Source organism: Pseudonocardia sp. WMMC193 (assembly GCF_021728735.1).
Classification (GTDB): Bacteria; Actinomycetota; Actinomycetes; order Mycobacteriales; family Pseudonocardiaceae; genus Pseudonocardia; species Pseudonocardia oroxyli.
Genome location: NZ_JAKKDO010000003.1, coordinates 6,083,460 through 6,102,106 on the forward strand (window position 1 = coordinate 6,083,460; position 18,647 = coordinate 6,102,106).

An 18,647-nucleotide genomic window follows, 5' to 3' on the forward strand; every position below is an offset into this window, starting at 1 on the left:
GAAGCTGAGCTTCGCGCGGCGGTGCCGCAGCCGGGTCTGGGTGGGCTCGGATGGTGCGGTCTCTGGACCGTCAGGAAGCTGAGCTTCGCGCGGCGATGCCGCAGCCGGGTCTGGGTGGGCGCGGATGGTGCGGTCTCTGGACCGTCAGGAACCTGAGCTTCGCGCGGCGATGCCGGTGTCGGGTCGGAGGGGGCTCGGATGGTCGGCGCCCTGGACTGTCAGGAACCTGAGCCTGGTGATCCACCTGCCGGCGAGGAGCGCGACGACCGCCCCCGGACCCGTCAGGCGGGGGCGCCGATGCGGAGGGTCGCCCACAGCAGGTCTCGGGTGCCGGGGCGCCAGGCGTGCTCCTGGTCTGTGATCACGTCCTTGGTCACGGTGCGCCCGCCGGCGCAGTCCCACGTCGTCAGGGTCGCGTCGCCGTCGACGCGGGTCACCGGGCTCCCGCAGACGCCCACCCTCACGAACGGGGCGATGCTCGCGTCGAGCGAGGCCTTGCCCAGCGACGCCAGGCCCGCCACCGGCACCGTCCGGTCGGCGGTCCCCGCCACGGCGACGACCGACACCGGTGTCGGGTCCGGGCACTCCCGGGTCAGGGCCCCGGCGACCGGCGCGATCCCGGCGAGCGCCCCGCCCGCGCAGGCCCACGCGTAGCTGAGGTGCCCGCCGTTCGAGAAGCCGACGGCGTAGACGCGACGGGGGTCCACGCCGTCGTCGCGCACGAGGGTCGCCACCAGGGTGTCCAGGAAGCCGAGGTCGTCGACCCCCTGGGACCGGGCGGTGCCGCAGCAGCGGCCCGCGTTCCAGCTCCGGCCGACGCCCTGGGGATAGGCGACGACGGCGCCGTCGCGTGCGGCGAGGTCGTCGAAACCGAGCGACCGCATGGCCGACGCGGTGCCGCCGCGCCCGTGCAGCACCACGACCAGCGGCGCGCCCGGGCCCGCGGCGGCCGGGTGGACGACCGTCGCGGTGCGGGTGCCGTCGGGGGTCGGGATGCTCAGCGATCGCTCGCCCGCGCGCGGCACGGCGGCCTGTTCGGCGGGGGCGCAGGCGGTGAGGAGCAACAACAGCGGGAGCAGGCGGCGCATCAGGACCCAGTGTGGCCCATGATCAACCGTTCCCACAGGAACGCGGTCGCGGAGTCCGGCCAGGAGTGCCCCTGCCCGTCGAGGATCTCCCGGGTCACGGTGCGCCCGCCGGGGCAGGCCCAGGACGTGATCGCGGTCCGCGTCACGGGGGCGTCGCAGCCGGCGACGAAGGGGGCGAGGGTGGCGTCGAGCGAGGCCCAGCCCCGGTCGGGGCGGCCCTCGATGCGCACCCGGTCGTCCGCGGTGCCCGCCAGCGCCACGACCGAGACCGGGGCCGGTCTCGGGCAGGGGCCGGTCAGCGCGCCCGCGACCGGCCCGATCCCGGCGAGCGCGCCGCCCGCGCAGGCCCACGTGTAGCTCATCATCGCGCCGTTGGAGAAGCCGACGGCGTAGACGCGGTGCGGGTCCACGCCGTCCTGCGCGACCAGGTCGGCGACGAGCGCGGTCAGGTAGCCCACGTCGTCGACCCCGTTCCGCACCGCGGAGCCGCAGCAGCCGCCCGCGTTCCAGGTCCCGTCGAGTCCCTGCGGGTAGGCCGTGACCACCCCGTCCCGCGCGGCGAGCGGATCGAAGCCGAGCCCCTGCATCTCCTGTGCCGTGCCGCCGCTGCCGTGCAGCACCAGCACGAGCGGGGCCTCCGCGCCTGCGGACGAGGGCCGCACCACGATCGCCTGCCGCGCGCCCTCCGGACGGGTGAGCGTGACCGTGCTCCCCGGGGCCGGCGCGGGCGGGGCGGGCGCCGGCGCGGGCGGGGCGGGCGCACAGGCGGCGAGCAGGAGCAGCAACGGGAGGAGTCGGCGCATCAGGAGCAGTGTCCCGCGTGGCGCGGTCCCGGAGTATTCCCCGGATCGACGTGATGATCGCTGGTCGACCGGGGCCCACACCCGACCTAGTCTGGACGGATGGCCGAGCCGCTCCCTGCGCCTGTCCCACCCGCCCCCGCCGAGAAGGCGCCCGCGGACTCCGCAATCCGGCGCGCCCTGCGGCGCGCCCGGGACGGCGCGGTGCTCGACGTGAACGAGGCCGCGGTGCTGCTGGCCGCGCGCGGCGAGCATCTCGACGCGCTGCTCGCGGCGGCGTCGACCGTGCGCGACGCCGGCCTGGTCGACGCCGGTCGCCCCGGCGTGGTCACGTACTCGCGCAAGGTGTTCATCCCGCTGACCCGGCTGTGTCGGGACCGCTGCCACTACTGCACCTTCGCCACGGTGCCCGGCAGGCTGGACTCGCTGTTCCTGGAGCGGGACGAGGTCGTGGAGATCGCCCGCCAGGGCGCGGCCCAGGGCTGCAAGGAGGCCCTGTTCACCCTCGGGGACCGCCCGGAGGACCGCTGGCCGCAGGCGCAGGAGTGGCTCGAGGAGCGCGGCTACGGCTCCACGCTGGAGTACGTGCGGGCGTGCGCGATCGCCGTCCTGGAGGAGACCGGGCTGCTGCCCCACCTCAACCCGGGCGTGCTGTCGTGGGAGGAGCTCACGCGGCTCAAGCCCGTGGCCCCGTCGATGGGGATGATGCTCGAGACGACCGCGACCCGGCTGTGGTCGGAGAAGGGCGGCCCGCACTACGGCTCGCCCGACAAGGAGCCCGCGGTCCGGCTGCGCACCCTGACCGACGCCGGACGCGTGGGCGTCCCGTTCACCACCGGCATCCTGATCGGCATCGGGGAGACCCGTGCCGAGCGGGCGGACGCGATCTTCGCGATCCGCTCGTCCTCGCGGGCGCACGGGCACATCCAGGAAGTCATCGTGCAGAACTTCCGGGCCAAGCCGGACACCGCGATGGCGAACGACCCGGACGCGGACCTCGACGACCTGGCCGCCACCATCGCCGTCACGCGGCTGGTGCTCGGGCCGAAGATGCGGGTGCAGGCCCCGCCGAACCTCGTCGGGGACGAGTTCGCCCTGATGCTGCGCGCGGGTATCGACGACTGGGGCGGCGTCTCGCCGGTGACCCCGGACCACGTGAACCCCGAGCGCCCCTGGCCCGCGATCGACGAGCTGGCGGCACGCTCGCAGGAGTCCGGGTTCACGCTGCGGGAGCGGCTGACCGTCTACCCGAAGTACGTGCTGGCGGGGTCGCCGTGGATCGACACCCGACTGCACGCGCACGTCGCCGCGCTGGCCGACCCCGAGACCGGCCTGGCGAACGAGGACGCGCCGGTCGAGGGCCGGTCCTGGCAGGAGCCCGACGGCGGCTTCGAGTCCACCGGGCGCACCGACCTGCACGCCTCCATCGACACCACCGGACGCACCGAGGACCGCCGCGGGGACTTCGCGTCCGTCTACGGCGACTGGGACGAGCTGCGCTCCGAGCTCGCGGCGCAACGGGCCGCCGCCCCGGAGCGGCTCCCCGGAGACGTCCACGCCGGGCTCGACCTGGCGGCGTCGGACCCCGCGGCGCTGCTCGACCCGGCGAACCAGGACGCGGCCATGGCCGTGCTGACGGCCGAGGGCCCCGCGCTCCTCGAGCTGGTGAAGCTGGCCGACGACGTCCGCCGCCAGGTCAACGGCGACGACGTCACCTACGTGATCAACCGGAACATCAACTTCTCGAACGTCTGCTACGTCGGCTGCCGGTTCTGCGCCTTCGCCCAGCGCGAGCGCGACGCGGACGCCTACCGTCTCTCGCTGCCCGAGATCGCGGCGCGCGCGGTCGAGGCGGCCCGCGACGGCGCCACCGAGGTCTGCATCCAGGGCGGCATCGACCCGAAGCTGCCGGTCACCTTCTACGCCGACCTGGTACGCGCGGTCCGCGAGGCCGTGCCGGGCATGCACGTGCACGCGTTCTCGCCGATGGAGATCGTGTCGGCCGCCGCCAAGGCGGGCGTGTCCATCGAGGAGTGGCTGACCGAACTCAAGGCGGCCGGGCTGGGCTCGATCCCCGGGACCGCGGCGGAGATCCTCGACGACGAGGTCCGCTGGGTGCTGACCAAGGGCAAGCTGCCCGCGGCGCAGTGGATCGAGGTCGTGTCCACGGCGCACCGGCTGGGCATCCCGTCGTCGTCCACGATGATGTACGGGCACGTCGACGAGCCGCGGCACTGGCTCGGGCACCTGCGCACGCTCGCGTCGATCCAGGACCGCACCGGCGGCTTCACCGAGTTCGTGCCGCTGCCGTTCGTGCACCACAACGCGCCCATCTACCTCGCCGGGCTGGCCCGGCCGGGCCCCACCGAGCGGGACAACCGGGCGGTGCACGCGTTCGCCCGGCTGGCACTGCACGGGCGCATCGACCACGTCCAGTGCTCCTGGGTGAAGCTCGGCGACTCGCTCGCCGCGGACATCCTGCGCGGCGGTGCGGACGACATGGGCGGCACCCTGATGGAGGAGACGATCTCCCGGATGGCGGGCTCGGAGAACGGCTCCGAGCGCTCCGTCGAGGAGCTCGCCGCCATCGCCGCCTCCGCCGGGCGTCCGGTGCGCCAGCGCACCACGACCTACCAGGGGAGCCCGCAGCGCCTGCTGCCGGCGTCCCTGCCCCTCACGCTCGCGTAGGGTCGGGCGCATGGGTGTTCTCGGTCAGCTGTTCCCGGGTCCGAAGATCTCCGACGAGGCGGGCGAGGCCGGCACCGGCGAGCCGCCGGCCTTCCGCCTGGGCCCGATCGACCTCGAGGCAGGCACGGTGACCGTGGTGCGGACCGGTGCCGCCCCCGAGAACCCCGCCGGCGACGTGGACGGGACCGCGCAGGAGGACTGACCGCCTGCCCGTCAGGACTCCGGGGACACCTCGGGCCGCGGCGCGGGCCGGGGCTCCTCGGCGCGCTGGGTCGGGATCTCGGTCGCGGTCGCGATGCGCACGGCGTTGCGGCCCGAGTCCTTGGCCCGGTACAGCTCGCGGTCGGCCAGCGCGATGGTCTGCTCGACCGTGGTGCCGGGCGTGTGCGGCACCATCGTGCCGCCCACGGAGATGCTGAGGTCCGAGATCGTCAGCGGCCCGTCCGGCGTCTCGACCGGGACGGCCAGGTGGGTCACCCGCACGCGGATCCGCTCGGCGACCGCCTCCAGCTCCGCGGTCGCCCGCGCCTCGGGCAGCCCGGGCAGCAGCACCACGAACTCCTCGCCGCCGAAGCGGCCCACGAGGTCGTCGCCGCGGACCTCGGCGCGCACCGCGTCGGCCACCGCGGCGAGGACGCGGTCGCCCGCGACGTGCCCGTGGGTGTCGTTGACGCGCTTGAAGTGGTCGAGGTCGAGCACCAGGACGGCCAGGGTCGAGCGCTCCCGGCGGGCCCGGTCGATGGCCTCGACGGCCCGCGCGTTCCAGGCGGTGGCGGTGAGCAGGCCGGTCTTGCCGTCGGTGGTGGCCGCGGCGGCGAGCTCGCGGTAGAGCACCGCCCGCTGCAGCACCAGGATAGGGATGAACACGAGTAGCACGAACCACCAGGACACGGTGAGCGTGAGCGCGAGCATCGCCGCCAGACAGAGGGTCGCCAGCTCCACGGCGATCTCGTCCAGCTGGCCGAACAGGTTCTCGCGGGTGGCGTCCGGCGTGCTGACGGCCACCGCCAACGCGATGAGCAGCGAGTTGACCGCGGCGTAGGCGAGGGTGGCGGCGCTCAGCGCCGCGAGCCCGGCGAGCCCGTTCGCCCAGGTGTCGGTGCCGCCGGTGACCCGGACGACCTCCTGCGCGGCCAGTGCGGCCAGCAGCACGGTGGTCGCCGTGAAGGTGTTGCGGAAGAGCGGGTAGCGGGCGGGCTTCCACACCCGGAACCACAGGTGGGTGTAGACGGCGACGATCGTCGCCGTGGCCAGCGCGGGGGGCAGCAGCAGGGCGGCGGCGAAGGTCCAGACGGTGGACAGGTCGGTGTAGGACTTCTCGCCCACCTGGCGGCGGGCCCGCTCGACGCCCGTGGCCACCTCGGTGTGCACGATGCCCGCCGCGGCCAGGAGGACCGCGAGGACGACGGACTCGAACGTCGGCCGGAACTGCACCCAGGCGACGCCGATGAGGACGAGCGCGAGCATCTCGACGACACCGAGGACAGCGATCACCCGGGTGGGCTGGGCCCACACCGCCCATCGGGTGACGCTGCACCTCCGTCGAGGTGACTCTGCCACGAGATGCTCTCCCGTCCGGTCAGACTGATGTCGTGATGATCCGAGCGTAGTCATCGGGTCACTCGACCCGGATGCCCCGAACCGGTACCGAATCGAGTTTCTCGACTACTCTGGGTGACACACGCCTCGGAGATCCACTTCCGAGGCGGAGGAACACGCGTTCGTGGGTCGCCGTACCCGTCCGAGTCGGCCGTCGTTGCCAGCTGTACCGGGTGCGACGTCCGCCACTCCTGGGACTGCCGGCGCTCATGTGATCGGGGATGGGCGAGCGTGTGTTACGGCGGGAAGGAGGCAGGTGTGTGCCGCGGCCTCATCGAACCCTCTCTCGCCTGGCGTCGTGTCCTGCGACGACAGCGTCGAATCCCCGGTGTGAGAGGAGGCGTCGTGCGCAACCGAGCCTGGTGAGCATCCGACATTCCGCCGATCGTTGCAACCTGAAGGACCGAGATGCGTAATCGCGCCTGGTGAGAGCCCTGATCGTCGTCCCTGCGACCGAAAGAGGTGCCTGATGCGCAACCGCGCCTGGTGAGCCGAGACGTCCGCCGCCCGTACCGACCCGAGAGGACCCGCAATGCGCAACCGCGCCTGGTGAGCCAAGCCCCCGACGACCCTCCAGCCGAAAGAGGTGCCCGATGCGCAACCGCGCCTGGTGACACGAGCCCCCGACGACCCACCGACCCGAGAGGACCCCGCAATGCGCAACCGCGCCTGGTGACACGAGCCGCCCGACAACCCCAACAGCTGAAGGAGTGCCCGATGCGCAACCGCGCCTGGTGAGCCGAGACGTCCGCCGCCCGTACCGACCCGAGAGGACCCGCAATGCGCAACCGCGCCTGGTGACACGAGCCGCCCGACAACCCCGACAGCCGAAGGAGTGCCCGATGCGCAACCGCGCCTGGTGACACGAGCCCCCGACGACCCCACGGACCCGAGAGGACCCCGCAATGCGCAACCGCGCCTGGTGAGACCCGCGTTCCGCCGGTACGACACACCGCAGGCCCACGCCCCCGCTCCCGAACCCGGGCGGCGTCGACGGCCCGCCCCACACCTCGTCCCACCACCCGCACGGGTGGCTCCGGACGCCCACACCGGCGGATTCCCTACCCTCGGCACACCGGCCGGCGCCGTGCGCCGACCGTCCGGCGAGACGTATGCCTAGACTCTCGGAGACTGATCGGTCACTTTCCGTATCGATCGGGTGACCCGGGACCGCCGGGTGGTTCGCCGGAGACCGCGTCGGGGGAGCAGTGCCGGAAGCTGAGTCCAGACCGGGTGCGAGCGTGTTCCGCGTCCCCGAGTTCCGCGCCCTGTGGGCGGCGGAGCTCGTGTCGATCTGCGGGGACCAGCTCGCCCGCGTCGCCTTCTCCGTCCTCGTCTACGGGCGCACCGGCTCGGCCGCCTGGGCCGCGGTCGTCTACGCGCTGACCTTCCTGCCCGCCCTGCTCGGCGGGGTGCTCCTCGGCTGGGTCGCCGACCGCTTCCGCCGCCGCGAGGTCATGGTCGTCTCCGACGTCGCCCGCGCGCTGTTGGTCGTGCCGCTCGCCGTCCCCGGCATCCCGCTCGCGCTGCTCTGTCCCCTGCTGGTCCTCGTGGTCGTCCTCGCCGCCCCGCACAGCGCGGCGCAGGGCGCGCTGCTGCCGGAGGTGCTGCGGGGGGAGAGCGCCCTCGAGCGCGGCTTCGCCGTCCGCCAGATCACGAACCAGACGGCGCAGATCGCCGGGTTCGCCCTCGGCGGGGCCCTGCTCGTGTGGATCGACCCCAGTGTCGCCATCCTGGCCAACGCGGGCACGTTCCTGTTCTCGGCCCTCCTCGTCCGCTTCGGGGTGCGGGCCCGCCCCGCGCCCACCGGCGGGTCGACCGACGGCGGCCTCGGGGCCTGGGTGCGAGACATCGGAGAGGGCGCGCGCACGGTGTTCGCGCACCCGCGACTGCGCACGCTCGCCCTGGCCGTGTGGTTGGTCGGCTGCTACGTCGCCCCGGAGGCCCTCGCCGCGCCCCTGTCCGACGAGCTCGGCGCCGGCCCCGCCGCCGTCGGGCTGCTGATGGCGGCGGACCCGGCGGGCAGCGTGCTCGGCGCGATCGTGGTGAGCCGGTGGGTGCCGGAGGCGTGGCGCGAGCGGATGATCATCCCGTTCGCGCTGCTCGCGGGGGTGCCGCTGGTGGTGTCCGCGTTCACGCCCTGGGTGTGGACGGTCGTCGTGCTGTGGGCGCTGACCGGCGCGTTGTGCACCGCGGCGCTCGTGCCGGCGCAGGCCTCGTTCGTCCGGACCTGCCCGGAGCCCGTGCGCGGGCGGGCGACGGGGCTGGCCGCGTCCGGGCTGATCGCGGCGCAGGGGCTCGCCATCCTGGTGTGCGGGCTCGTCGCCGAGGCGTCGACGTCGGCGATCGCCGTGGCCGTCTGCGGAGCGGGCGGGCTCGTGCTCGCCGCCGCGCTGCTGCTCACCCGCGGCGCGCGGAGCACCGTCGCGGTGTCGGCCTAGTCACCAGGAACGGTTGCGGCGCATCACGTCTCTCCTCGGGTGGGCTCCTCATTGTTGGCCGGCAGGCCCGGTCCCCGAGGGTGAAGACAGTTGCATCAACGGTCGCGGAGCGTGCATCTCCGCTGGTCGCGGATGGTCCAAAGGGGTCGGTTGCACGTGTAGGCAGACTCATCGTCCGGCCCCCGTATATCCGTCGCCGCGGGTTGAGAGACTGAGGGCATGAGCGTCCCCTCGCGGCCCCGGGTGCTGTCCGGGATCCAGCCGACCGCCGACTCGTTCCACCTGGGCAACTACCTGGGCGCGGTGCGGCAGTGGGTGGCGCTGCAGGAGGACCACGACGCGTTCTACTTCGTGCCCGACCTGCACGCGATCACCGTCGACCACGACCCGAAGACGCTCGCGGCCCGCACCCGCAACGCCGTCGCGCAGCTCATCGCGCTGGGGCTGGACCCGGAGCGCTGCACGATCTTCGTGCAGTCGCACCTGCCCCAGCACTCCGAGCTGGCCTGGATCCTGCAGTGCTACACGGGGTTCGGCGAGGCCTCGCGGATGACGCAGTTCAAGGACAAGTCCGCCAAGCAGGGCGCCGACCGGGCGTCGGTCGGCCTGTTCACCTACCCGGACCTGATGGCCGCGGACATCCTGCTCTACCAGGCGCACCGGGTGCCCGTGGGCGAGGACCAGCGCCAACACCTGGAGCTGACCCGCAACCTCGCCCAGCGCTTCAACCAGCGCTTCGGCCAGACCTTCCGGGTGCCGGAGCCGTTCATCCCCCCGGGCGCGGCGAAGATCCAGGATCTGCAGGACCCGACGGTGAAGATGAGCAAGTCGGCGTCCGCGCCCGGCGGGATCGTGGAGCTGCTCGAGGACCCGAAGCGGATCGCGAAGAAGTTCCGCTCGGCCGTCACGGACAACGAGCGGGAGATCCGGTACGACCCGGAGCACAAGCCCGGCGTCGCGAACCTGCTGACCATCTACTCGGCGCTCAGCGACCGGAAGATCACCGAGCTCGAGGCCGACTACGAGGGCAAGGGCTACGGTGACCTGAAGAAGGACCTGGCGGACGTCGTCGTCGCGTTCGTTGAGCCGCTGCGGGAACGGGTACAGGGCCTGATGGACGACCCCGCCGAGCTCGACCGGGTGCTCGCCCGCGGCGCCACCCGAGCGGGTGAGGTCGCCGGCGAGACGTTGGCGCTCGTTCACGAGAAGATCGGGTTCCTGCCCAAGTCGACCTGAGGGGTGTGCGCCATGGCGGACGAGCCTGCCGAACCGACCGCCATGGAGAAGGCCCGGGAGCGCTACCCCTGGCTGGACCACCTGGTCCGGGCGGGGGAGCGCTACACCGACCGGCACGGGGACCACTACGCCGCCGCCATCACCTACTTCTCGGTGCTGGCGCTCGTCCCGATCCTGATGGTGGCCTTCGCCATCGCCGGGTTCATCCTGCGCAGCCAGCCGGACCTGCTCGCCCAGATCCAGGCCGGCATCACCGCGCAGGTCCCGGGGCAGCTCGGCGACACGATCAACCAGGTCATCGAGCAGGCGATCAGCTCGGCGGGCGCGGTCGGCGCGTTCGGCCTGGTCGGCGCGCTCTACTCCGGCATCGGGTGGATGGGGAACCTGCGCGAGGCGCTGTCCGAGCAGTGGGCGCAGCCGCCGGAGACCCCGAACGTCGTGAAGAAGACGGTGTTCGACCTGCTCGCGTTGATCGGCCTCGGGCTGGCCATGATCGTGTCCTTCGCCGTGTCCGCGGCGGGGAACGCGTTCGGCGCGCTGCTGCTCGACCTCGTCGGGCTGGGTGACCAGGGGTGGGCCCGGTTCCTGCTCGCCGTCTTCGCCGTGCTCCTGGGGTTGGCGGCGAACTGGCTGGTCTTCATGTGGGTGATCGCGCGGCTGCCGCGCGCACCCGTCGCGGCGCGCAGCGCGGTGCGGGCGGCGATCATCGGCGCCATCGGGTTCGAGGTGCTCAAGCAGGTCATGCAGGTCTACCTGTCGTCGGTGACCAGCTCGCCCGCGGGCGCGGCGTTCGGCCCGATCATCGGTCTGATGGTCTTCGCGTTCTTCATGTCGCGCTTCATCCTCTTCGTGACCGCCTGGGCGGCCACGGCGAAGGAGAACGAGCAGGACGAGCCGGTCGACGTCCCGGCTCCCGCGGTCATCCGCCCCGAGGTCATCGTGCGCAGCGGGCCCAGCCCGGCCGCGGCGGCGGGCCTGGTCGGCGCGGGCGCGGCCCTGGGCGGCCTCCTCGGCGTCCGGGCCTTCCGCCGCCGCTGACGTCAGGCTCGGGGGTTCAGCGGCGGCGGCGCAGGGCTGCGGTCGCTGCGACGCCCAGGGCGAGGACGGCGGCGGCGGTCGCCAGCCAGATCGGGAAGTCGGTGCGTCCCGGTGTCGGCTGTTCCGGCGCCGCGGCGGCCGGCGCGGGCGGCGTCGGCGGCGCGGGGCGGGCGTCGACCAGGGTGCCGACGGGCGTGGTCGCCGGGAGGGCGAAGCCGTAGTCGAGCAGCGCGGCGGCCTGCCCGACCATCCGCACGGGCTGCTGCTCCCCGCGCACCAGGGCGACGACCAGGCGTCGGCCGTCCCGCTCGGCCGCGCCGACGAAGGTGTGCCGGGCCGCGTCGGTGAAGCCGGTCTTGCCCGCCAGCGCGCCCGGGTAGGCGCGCAGCAGCGGGTCGTCGTTGGACAGCAGGAAGCCGGGCTTGTCGGCGAAGCCGGGGAACGGCACGGTCCGGGTCTGCAGGGTCTGCAGGACCAGCGGGTCGCGCAGGGCGATCCGGAAGAGCAGCGCGAGGTCGTAGGCCGAGGTGGACATGCCGGGGCCGTCGAGCCCGGACGGCGTGGCGGGGCGGGTGTCGAGGGCCCCGGCGGCCTCGGCGCGGGCCTGCATCGCCGCGAGGGTGGCGTCGGTCCCGCCCAGGGTGCGTGCCAGAGCGGCCGCGGTGTCGTTGCCGGAGTTGAGGAGCAGGCCCGCCAGGAGCTGCCGCACGGTGTAGTGCCCGCCCGGGCCGATCCCGGCGCGGCTGCCGTCCACCGCGACGTCCTCCGGGACGGCGACCACCTCGGCGTCGGGATCGAGCCGCTCGCGCACGACGAGCGTGGTGAGGATCTTCAGCGTCGAGGCGGGCCGTTGCCTGCCGTGCGGATCGTGCGCGGCGAGGACGGCGCCGGAGTCGAGGTCGGCCACGACCCAGCCCGCGGCGGACACGGGGGGCGGCGGGGGCGCGCCCTCCGGGAGGACGTCCCCGCAGCCGCCCAGCGCGGGGCCGCCGACCGGCTCGGCCGGGACCGGCAGCGGCGGGACGGCGACGACCTCCTCCCGCGCGGGCGGCCCCGCCGGGGCCTCGTGTCCGAGACACACCCCGGCGGCCCGGGCGGTCCCCGGGGACACCAGGGCGAGCACCACCACGGCCGCGGCGACCGCCGCCCCCACCCGCACGGGGTGGAATCTAGGCCCGTTCGAGGGTCGCGCGCATGCCCTCCAGGGTGCGGCGCATGCCGTCGACCATCATCGCCTCGCGGTCCCGGCCGAGCAGCCCGGTGGCGGCGAAGGCCTTGGCGAGCGGAGCCACGACGCCGCCGCGCCGCTCGCGCCACTGGGTGAGCCGGGTGCCGCCGTCCTCGGGCTCCATCCGGTAACCCCAGGTCATCGCACTCTCGAGGACCGTGAAGGTGAACCGCTCGCCGGGAACGCACTCGGTGACGCGGCAGTGCGTGCTCCACCGGATCCGGCCGTGCCGGTTGTGCCCGACGAACCGGGCGCCCACCGCGGGCCCGGGTGTCGTCCAGGCACCGCCGGTGCACTCCGGGCTCCACTCGCCGATCCGGGTGGGGTCGGACACCAGGTCCCACACCTCGTCCGGGGTCGCGTCCACGACGACGCTCGTCTCGTCCACACCCGCATTGTGCGGGGCGGCGCCGTCCCCGATCGGGTGCGGTCCGCACCGGCGCGCCGGGAGGCCCTGGCGGCGGCCGGTGGACCCGTGCGGCACCATGGGTGGGATGCGCGACCACCGGACTCCCGACGCGCCGTCCGGACCGCGTCCCGACGGTGCCGACGACCGTCCGCAGGGCGCCGCGGGGCCGCGCGAGGGACAGCGCGAGGGGCAGCGTGATGCACAGCGCGAGGGGCAGCCCGGGGGACCGACCGAGGCACGCCACCCGGGCAGTGGCGCACCGGGCGTCCCCGGCGCGGACCCGCGTTCCCGGTCGGGGTGGAGCCGCTCCCGCGGCGGCCCGGCGGGGCCGGACCCGCGCTCGCGCTCCCGGGGCCCGGCCGCGCCGCCGTCCTGGGGCGGCCCCGATCCGCGTGCGCCGTCCCCGGGCCCGCCGCCCGTCGACCCCCGACACACCCCACCGCCGCGCCCCCCGCACGGTCCCGGCCCGGATCCGCAGGGCCCCCGGCCGTGGGGCCCCCGACCCGGACCGCCGCCCGGTGCCCGGCCCCCGGGCCCGCCGCCCGGGTACCGGCCGCCGCCCGGCGGCGCGGTGAGCCGCGGACCCGTCCGTCGCCCGGTCCCGCCGCCCTGGCAGCGGGTACCCGGCGCGAACTACGACGACCCCACCCGCCTGATGGCGCCGCTCGACCTGCCGACCGTCGTGATCGAGCCGGTCACGGCGGACTTCAGCGCGCCCGTCCCGCAGCGGCAGCAGGAGCAGCCGAAGGGGCCGTCCCTGCTGCGGTCGAGCGGGATGATGGCCGTCGCGAACCTCGCGAGCCGGGTCACCGGGTTCCTGCGGCAGATCGCGCTGGCCGCGGTGCTGTCCTTCGGCCTGGTCAACAGCTCGTACACGATCGCGAACACGCTGCCCAACATCGTCTACGAGTTCCTCATCGGCGGCGTCCTGACCAGCGTGATGATCCCGCTGCTGGTCCGCGCCCAGAAGGAGGATCCCGACGGCGGCGAGGCCTACACCCGTCGCCTGGTCACCATGGCGGGCTGCGCCCTGCTCGTCGCGACGCTCCTGGCCGTGCTCGCCGCAGGCCCCCTGGTCTCCCTCTACATGGGCAGCGCCACCACCGAGTCGGCGAACCCCGAGCTGACCAGGGCGTTCGCCGTCCTGCTGCTCCCCGAGATCTTCTTCTACGGGATCGGGGCGCTGTTCGGCGCGATCCTCAACAGCAAGGGCAGGTTCGCGGCGTTCGCGTGGGCGCCGGTGCTGAACAACGTCGTGATGTTCGGCGTGCTCGTCGTCTACGTGCTGGTGCCGGGGGAGATCAGCCTCGACCCGGTGCGGATGGGGGACGCGAAGCTGCTGGTCCTGGGCGTCGGGACCACGCTGGGCATCGCGATGCAGGCGCTGATCCTGCTGCCGGCGATCACGCGGGCCGGGGTGTCGCTCAAGCCGCTGTGGGGCTGGGACCCGCGGCTGTCCTCGGCCGGCGGGCTGGCGCTGTGGGTCGTGGCGTACGTGCTGGTGGGGCAGGCGGGGCTGATCGTCACCACCCGGGTTGCGACGGGCGCGGACCCCGGCGCGTACGCGATCTACTCGAACGCCTGGCTGCTCCTGCAGGTGCCCTACGGGGTGCTCGGCGTCTCCCTGCTGACCGCGCTGATGCCGCGGATGAGCCGGGCGGCGGCGGAGAACCGGTACGACGCCGTCGTCGCCGACCTGTCGTTGGGCTCCCGGCTGAGCACCGTGTTCCTGGTGCCGATCTCGGCGCTGCTGACCTTCTTCGGCACCGAGATCGGTCTCGCGTTGTTCTCCCTGGGGGCGGGCAACGCGGGCGGCGGCGCGGCCAAGCTCGGCACCGCGCTGGCCTGGTCGGCGTTCGGGCTCCTGCCGTACGCGATCACCCTGCTGCAGCTGCGCGTGTTCTACGCGATGACCGACAGCCGCACCCCCACGCTGATCATGGTGGGCATCGTCGCGGTGAAGATCCCGCTGCTCCTGCTGTGCCCGGTGTTGTTGGCGCCGCAGGACGTGGTGCTGGGGCTGGTCGCGGCGAACAGCCTGTCCTACGTCGTCGGGGCGGTGATCGGGCAGGTCGTGATCGCGCGCAGGCTGGGCCACGTCCGCACCCGCGAGGTCCTCGCCACCCTGTGGCGCACCGTGCTGGCCTCGCTGGTCGGCGGCGGGGCCGCGTGGGCGGTGGGGACGGTCGTCGAGGGCTGGACCGGGATGTCGGCGAGCGCGGCCTGGCTGGTCCTGCTGCTCGCGCTCGCGGTGGCGGGCCCGATCATGCTGCTGGTCATGAGGCTGCTGAAGGTCCGGGAGCTCGACCCGCTCTGGCGCCGGCTCCCCTTCTGACCCGGCACCCGGGAGCGGCACCGCCCCGGAACGCGCGAACGGCGCTCCCACTCACCAGGGGTGAGCGAGAGCGCCGTTCGCGCAGGCGGGAGGGACGCGGGAGGGACTCAGTCGTCCGGGTCGTCGTCCACCGTCGTGGTGCTGTGGCCGTTCGAGCTCGCCTTCACCGCGGCGCGGCTGCGGGTGCTGCGGCGCTGCGCCGGGCGGGGCGGGGGCGGCGGGGTGGCGGCGCCACCGCCGTTGCCCCGGCCGAGGATGAGCTCGGCGAAGGTGGCCATCGCCTCGTCCAGCTGGCCCGCGTTGCGGCGCTCGGAGTCCTCGTTGGCCTTGACGACCAGCGCGGTCAGCGAGCTCTCGTCCGGACGGGCGCGCAGCACCGAGTCCAGGTCGCCGAGCTTGCCGTCCACCTCGGTGAGCCGGTTGTCCAGCTTGTCGACCAGCTGGGTCTCCACCGAGTCCACCCGGTTCGCGACGGCCTCGAGCCTGCCCGCGAGGATCTCCAGCCGCTCGGCGAGCGAGTCGAGCGCCTCGGTCGGGTCGACGGCGGGCCGCCCGGCCAGGTCCTCCAGCCTGCGGTGCAGGCCGACGCTGGTGTCGCCCAGCAGGTTCCGCACGCCCTCGTTGTTCTCCTCGACGGAGCGGACGGCGCCGTCGAGCTGCTCGCGCACCGTCTTCTCCACCCCCTCGATCCGCTCGCGGATCGGCGTGGCGACGGCGTTCGGCATCGCGTCGAGCCGCATCTCGTGGCGGTCGAGGCGGTTGTCCAGGTCGTCGAGTCGCTTGTGGAGGCCGCCGAGGCGGTCGTCCAGGCCGTCCATCCGGCCGGAGACGCCCTCGAGGCGCCCACCCATGCCGTCGAGCCTGCCGTCGAGCTGGGCGAACGGCTTGGCGAGCTTGTCCGGCAGCGACTCGACGGCCCGCAGCAGGGTGGCCAGGACCGCGTCCTGCGCGTCCACCTTGGCGACGGTCTCGTCGAGGCGCTCGGCGAGCACGCCGACCTCGGTGCGGTCGGGCAGCTCGGTGAGGCGCTTGCGGACCGTGCCCAGCGCGTCGAGCGCGGAGAGCCGGGCGTGGATCTCATCGAGGGAGTCGAACACCTGCTGCTGCTCGCTGTCGCGGATCTCGGCCGCGCGCATGAGCATGCCGCGCATCCGGTCGAACGACATCGAAGACTGATCGCTCATAGGGTGTGTTGCTTCCTGTGACGCGGATGGGGGAGCGGGGAACGCTGCACTGAGGGTAGCGACCCCCACATTTCCCCTCGACAGCGCGTCACCATTAGGCCATCCGGGTGGCTGTTTGCCCCGATCAGTGCAGGTATAGCGTGCGCCGATGGCCGCTCTGACGCCGGAGAACATCCGCCGGGCCCCCAAGGTCCTCCTCCACGACCATCTCGACGGGGGCCTGCGCGCGGGCACCGTGATCGACCTGGCGGACGCCGTCGGCTACGACGCGCTGCCCAGCCGGGACCCCGAGGAGCTGGCGGGCTGGTTCCTCGGCGCCGCCCACTCCGGCTCCCTGGTCCGCTACCTGGAGACCTTCGGGCACACGGTCGCGGTCATGCAGACCCGCGAGGCGCTGACCCGCGTCGCGCGGGAGGCCGCGGAGGACCTGGCGGCGGACGGCGTGGTGTACGCGGAGATCCGGTTCGCCCCCGAGCTGCACGTGGAGCTCGGGCTGGACCTCGACGCCGTCGTGCAGGCCGTCCTGGAGGGCTTCGCCGCCGGGCCGCCGTCGATCACCGTGCGGTGCCTGCTCACCGCGATGCGCCACCAGGCCCGGTCCCGGGAGATCGCCGAGCTGGCCGTGCGCTATCGGGACGAGGGCGTGGTGGGGTTCGACATCGCGGGTGCGGAGAAGGGCTTCCCGCCCACCCGCCACCTCGACGCGTTCGAGTTCGTCCGGCAGCAGAACGCGCACGTCACGATCCACGCGGGCGAGGCGTTCGGGCTGCCGTCGATCTGGGAGGCGCTGCAGATCTGCGGGGCGGACCGGCTGGGGCACGGCGTCCGGATCGTGGACGACATCGTGATGCGGGACGGCGTCCCCCAGCTCGGCCGCCTCGCCGCCTGGGTGCGGGACATGCGGATCCCGCTCGAGATGTGCCCGACGTCCAACGTCCACACCGGCGCCGCGACCAGCCTCGCCGAGCACCCCATCGGCCTGCTCCGCGACCTGCGGTTCCGGGTCACGGTGAACACGGACAACCGGCTGATGTCCGGCTGCAGCATGACGTCGGAGATGACCGCGCTGGTCGAGACGTTCGACTGGGGCTGGGCGGACCTGCGCTGGCTCACCACGAACGCCATGAAGAGCGCGTTCGTCCACTTCGACCGCAGGCTCTCGATCATCGACGAGATCATCAAGCCCGGGTACGACCGCCTCACCCGTGAGTGGCAATAGTCGCCATGGCGACTATTGCCACTCACCGCCTCCCCCGGCCGCCACTCACGAGACGGGGGTGAGCAGGGCGGACCAGGGGGCGGTGCGGCCGGTGCAGCGCTGCAGGTGGAGGCCGTCGGCCGGGATCTCGGTGCAGGTGGTGAACCCGTCCCGGAAGGACTGTGGCATCGGGTCCACGCCGATCCAGAGCGCGTCGTCGCTCCCGTCGCCGGGCGGGGCGAAGTAGCCGTAGCCGCGGTGGCCGCTGTAGGCCGGGATGCCCTCCAGGTCGATCGCGGCGGCCAGCGGGTAGATCTGGGCCACCACCGGCTCGCCCCGCCACTGCTGCCGGACGACGTCCGCCGCGGGCTGCATCGTCCCCTCGCCCGCCGCCATCAGGCCGGGTGAGCCGGGCAGGGGCAACAGCACGGCCAGGCCCGCCGCCGTCGCCGCGAGCCCGGCGCCCGCGAGGACCCACCGCACCCGTCCGCCGGTGAAGCGGGCCGCGCCCAGGGCGATCGCGGTCGGCACGATCTCCAGGAGGTAGTACGCGCGGCCACCGGCCAGCACGATCGCGACCGGCACCAGCACCACGACGATCCGCAGCCACCACGGGCCACGGACGATCCCCACCACCAGCAACACCAGCCCGACCAGCCCGAACAGGGCGAGGCCGGTGAACGCGAACGCGAGCGGCGCCTCCGACTCCCGCCGCACCACGGCCGCCATCTCGAGGTACGGCCAGCCGTGCCGCGCCTGCCAGACCAGCGTGGGGACGGTCATCAGCGCCGCGATCCCCAGCCCCGCCCACACCGCGCGGACCCTCAGCAGGGCGGGCGCGCCCGCCAGGATCGCCACCCACAACACCGGGACCAGGAACTTGGTGTTCAGCGACAGCCCCGTGACCACACCCGCGGCGAGGAGCAGCCGGTCGTCGCCGGTCCGCAGCCGCCGTGCGACGAGCCACACGATCGCCGTCCAGAAGAGCGGGTCGAGGGAGTAGGTGGCGAGCCAGTGGCTCATCAGCAGCACCCCGGAGCAGGCGGTCGCCGCGGCGGCCAGGACCTGCGCGGACCGTCCCCCGCCCAGCTCGCGGACGATCGCCCCGGCGAGGACCACGGTGAGCCCGCCGCCCACCGCCGCCGCCACCCGCAGCCAGGACCCGAACAGCGCGGCGAGCGCGGGGACCAGCGGCGGCTGGTCCATGTAGCCCCACGCGAGGTGCAGGCGGCCCGCGGCCAGGAAGTACTGCTCGTCGAAGAACAGGGGGCTGCGCGAGGCGAGCACCAGGACCAGGGTCGCGGCGGCGCCGAGGAACAGGACGGGGGCGGTGGCGAACGGGGCGGCGCCGGCGCGGCTGCGCTCCGGACTCGCGGGTGGAGAGATCATGGCACCAGGAGACG

The 18,647-nt window shown here is 73.9% G+C and carries 14 protein-coding genes; 7 read left to right on the plus strand and 7 right to left on the minus strand.

The window, feature by feature from the left end; genetic code table 11:
- Positions 1-281 precede the first annotated feature (281 nt).
- A complete protein-coding gene (locus tag L3X23_RS31165) occupies positions 282-1,088 on the minus strand; it encodes a PHB depolymerase family esterase (protein ID WP_237196780.1) in 807 nt (268 codons plus the stop codon).
- Positions 1,088-1,891 carry a PHB depolymerase family esterase gene (locus L3X23_RS31170; RefSeq protein WP_237196782.1) on the minus strand — a complete coding sequence of 268 codons (804 nt, stop codon included), beginning with the start codon at positions 1,889-1,891 and terminating at the stop codon, positions 1,088-1,090. Before L3X23_RS31170 ends, L3X23_RS31165 begins: the two co-directional genes overlap by 1 nt.
- A 99-nt stretch (positions 1,892-1,990) precedes the next feature.
- Between L3X23_RS31170 and L3X23_RS31175 the strand changes: the two genes are divergently transcribed.
- Both L3X23_RS31175 and L3X23_RS31180 read left to right on the plus strand, forming a co-directional pair.
- Positions 1,991-4,576: a bifunctional FO biosynthesis protein CofGH gene (locus L3X23_RS31175; RefSeq protein WP_237196784.1), complete on the plus strand. Its 2,586-nt coding sequence runs from the start codon at positions 1,991-1,993 to the stop codon at positions 4,574-4,576.
- Positions 4,577-4,586: 10 nt separating this feature from the next.
- Complete coding sequence (locus L3X23_RS31180) at positions 4,587-4,778, plus strand: hypothetical protein (RefSeq protein ID WP_237196785.1); 192 nt, start codon at positions 4,587-4,589, stop codon at positions 4,776-4,778.
- 11 nt (positions 4,779-4,789) lie between these two features.
- Here the strand turns inward: L3X23_RS31180 and L3X23_RS36410 are convergent, their stop codons facing one another.
- Positions 4,790-6,070 (minus strand): GGDEF domain-containing protein, encoded by a 1,281-nt coding sequence (locus L3X23_RS36410; protein WP_237196788.1) that lies wholly within the window; start codon positions 6,068-6,070, stop codon positions 4,790-4,792.
- Positions 6,071-7,416: 1,346 nt separating this feature from the next.
- On the opposite strand from L3X23_RS36410, the gene L3X23_RS31190 reads away from it, so the two are divergent.
- From L3X23_RS31190 to yhjD, 3 genes are all read left to right on the plus strand, one after another.
- On the plus strand, positions 7,417-8,616 hold the full coding sequence (locus tag L3X23_RS31190; protein WP_237196790.1) for an MFS transporter: 1,200 nt from the start codon (positions 7,417-7,419) through the stop codon (positions 8,614-8,616).
- Positions 8,617-8,835: 219 nt separating this feature from the next.
- Positions 8,836-9,852 (plus strand): tryptophan--tRNA ligase, encoded by a 1,017-nt coding sequence (gene trpS, locus L3X23_RS31195; protein WP_237196792.1) that lies wholly within the window; start codon positions 8,836-8,838, stop codon positions 9,850-9,852.
- 12 nt (positions 9,853-9,864) lie between these two features.
- Positions 9,865-10,890 (plus strand): inner membrane protein YhjD, encoded by a 1,026-nt coding sequence (gene yhjD, locus L3X23_RS31200; protein WP_237196794.1) that lies wholly within the window; start codon positions 9,865-9,867, stop codon positions 10,888-10,890.
- A gap of 16 nt (positions 10,891-10,906) precedes the next feature.
- On the opposite strand, the gene L3X23_RS31205 is transcribed toward yhjD, so the two are convergent.
- Positions 10,907-12,049 (minus strand): D-alanyl-D-alanine carboxypeptidase family protein, encoded by a 1,143-nt coding sequence (locus L3X23_RS31205; protein ID WP_237196795.1) that lies wholly within the window; start codon positions 12,047-12,049, stop codon positions 10,907-10,909.
- Between the two features lie 10 nt (positions 12,050-12,059).
- Positions 12,060-12,506 (minus strand): SRPBCC family protein, encoded by a 447-nt coding sequence (locus L3X23_RS31210; RefSeq protein ID WP_237196797.1) that lies wholly within the window; start codon positions 12,504-12,506, stop codon positions 12,060-12,062.
- Positions 12,507-13,098: 592 nt separating this feature from the next.
- Between L3X23_RS31210 and murJ the strand changes: the two genes are divergently transcribed.
- Positions 13,099-14,862 carry a murein biosynthesis integral membrane protein MurJ gene (murJ, locus tag L3X23_RS31215; protein ID WP_237196800.1) on the plus strand — a complete coding sequence of 588 codons (1,764 nt, stop codon included), beginning with the start codon at positions 13,099-13,101 and terminating at the stop codon, positions 14,860-14,862.
- A gap of 107 nt (positions 14,863-14,969) precedes the next feature.
- Here the strand turns inward: murJ and L3X23_RS31220 are convergent, their stop codons facing one another.
- A complete protein-coding gene (locus L3X23_RS31220) occupies positions 14,970-16,046 on the minus strand; it encodes a PA containing protein (protein WP_093077270.1) in 1,077 nt (358 codons plus the stop codon).
- A gap of 148 nt (positions 16,047-16,194) precedes the next feature.
- On the opposite strand from L3X23_RS31220, the gene L3X23_RS31225 reads away from it, so the two are divergent.
- Positions 16,195-17,265, plus strand: coding sequence for an adenosine deaminase (locus L3X23_RS31225; RefSeq protein WP_093077273.1), 1,071 nt, complete (start codon positions 16,195-16,197; stop codon positions 17,263-17,265).
- A 45-nt stretch (positions 17,266-17,310) separates the two neighbouring features.
- Here the strand turns inward: L3X23_RS31225 and L3X23_RS31230 are convergent, their stop codons facing one another.
- Positions 17,311-18,633, minus strand: a complete 1,323-nt coding sequence (locus tag L3X23_RS31230) for a glycosyltransferase family 39 protein (protein WP_237196802.1) — start codon at positions 18,631-18,633, stop codon at positions 17,311-17,313.
- Positions 18,634-18,647: the final 14 nt, after the last annotated feature.